Origin of the sequence: Streptomyces sp. UNOC14_S4 (assembly GCF_020740835.1) — a bacterium.
GTDB lineage: Bacteria > Actinomycetota > Actinomycetes > Streptomycetales > Streptomycetaceae > Streptomyces.
In genome coordinates, this window is the sequence record NZ_JAINFC010000863.1 from 1 (window position 1) to 1,735 (window position 1,735).

Genomic DNA, 1,735 nt, shown 5'->3' on the forward strand with positions numbered 1-1,735 from the left:
GGTCTGGCGGGCGCCGGGGAGGGTGGGCCTGGGGCGGCGCTTCACGTTCCACTGGGCCTGTTCGCGCTGCTCGGCGGTGTCGCGGGGCAGCTGCGGGGAGGCGCCTGCGGGGGGCTCGGAGAAGCCGAAGGCCGAGGTGGGGTCGCCGAAGGTACGACGGCGCCAGGCGCTGATGTTGGGTTCCTCGACGCCCGTCCAGCGCTCCAGGAAGCGCAGGACGGAGGTGTGGTCGAACGCCTCGCCCGCGGCCCAGCCGCCGACCGTCCACGGCGAGATGATCAGGCACGGCACGCGGAAGCCGCCGCCGATGGGCAGGCCGCCCACGAACTCGTCCGGCGTGCCCGGGGGCGGCACGGGCGGGGGCACGTGGTCGAAGAGGCCGTCGTTCTCGTCGTAGTTCAGGATGAAGACGGTCTTCTGCCACACCGCCGGGTTGTCGGCGATGGCCTCCAGCTTCCTGGCGACGTAGTCCGCGCCCGCGGCGGGGAGGTAGTCCGGGTGTTCGGTCTGCGTGGACGGCGAGAACAGCCAGGAGACGGCGGGCAGCCGGTCGTTGCGGGCGTCGTCCTCGAAGGAGCCCGCGGGCCGCCGGACCATGCCCCGGTCGTACAGCGGATCGCCCGGCTTGGCGTCCTTGAACTGCTGGAACTCCTCCAGCAGGTTGCACCCGTAGTTGTCGTCCTCCTGGTAGACCTGCCAGCTGACGCCCTTCTTCTGGAGCCGCTCGGCGTAGGTGGTCCAGCGGTACGGGGTGGGCGCGGTGTTCTCGATCACCGGGCCGCCGAGGGTGCCGCCGGGGTCGATGGTGCCCGTCATCCAGTAGAGCCGGTTGGGCCAGGTGGGGCCGAAGACGGAGCAGTAGTAGTTGTCGCAGACGGTGAAGTTCTCCGCGAGCGCGAACTGGAACGGGATGTCCTCGCGGGTGTGGTAGCCCATCGTGTACGGGCCGTTCGCCCCGTCCGCCTTGCGGTGTGCGGGCAGCCAGCGGTCCATCCGGCCGCCGTTCCACGCGTCGTGCTGCACCTCCCAGGCGTGGCTGGTGGAGGGGATGGCCTGGGCGCTGGTCCTGCGGGTGTCCAGACGGAACGGCAGCGTGTAGCCGGCCGGGTTCTCGGTGTCGGGCTGGTAGAAGACGGATCTGCCGTCCGGGAGCCTGAGCGCGTCGGGGTCCGCGAAGCCGCGGACGCCCTTGAGGGTGCCGAAGTAGTGGTCGAACGAGCGGTTCTCCTGCATCAGCAGGACCACGTGCTCGATGTCGCCCAGCGAGCCGCGCGTGGCGGGCCCGGCGGCGACGGCCCGCTGCACGCTCGTCGGCAGCAGCGAGAGCGCTGCCGCTCCGGCGGCCGCTCCGGCGGCGGTGCCGAGGAGTCTGCGACGCGTCATGCGCGCCGCGGGCGTCTTTTCGGCCATGGAGTGCCCCTCTCCCTGGAGTCGCGTGAGGCCACGTGAGGCCACGTGGGGCCACAGTGTGACCCTTGCGACTCTCCCGGCACAGGTGTGTCGGGGGCAGGAGGGGGCGCGTGAACGGAGCGTCAAATGGCTGTGAAGAGGCGGGAGTTGGCGGAAGTGGTCATCGTATGGGCCGAAGAATGTCACTCCGACGGGGGATGCGGGGCTCCGCCGCTTGGCGGTGCCGCTTGCGCTGTGCGGCTTGCGCTGCGCGGCTTCGGGGGCGCCTAGTGGGGTGCGTCTTGCGCTGTGCGCGCGGCTGCGGGCCGGTGGGGGCTTGTCGCGC

General features: G+C 71.6%; 1 protein-coding gene. It reads right to left on the reverse strand.

Going from position 1 to position 1,735, the window contains the following annotated elements:
- Window positions 1-1,383 (reverse strand): alkaline phosphatase family protein (locus K6I34_RS36550; protein ID WP_229332329.1); only part of this gene is annotated, 1,383 nt, incomplete at its 3' end.
- Between the last annotated feature and the right edge of the window lie 352 nt (window positions 1,384-1,735).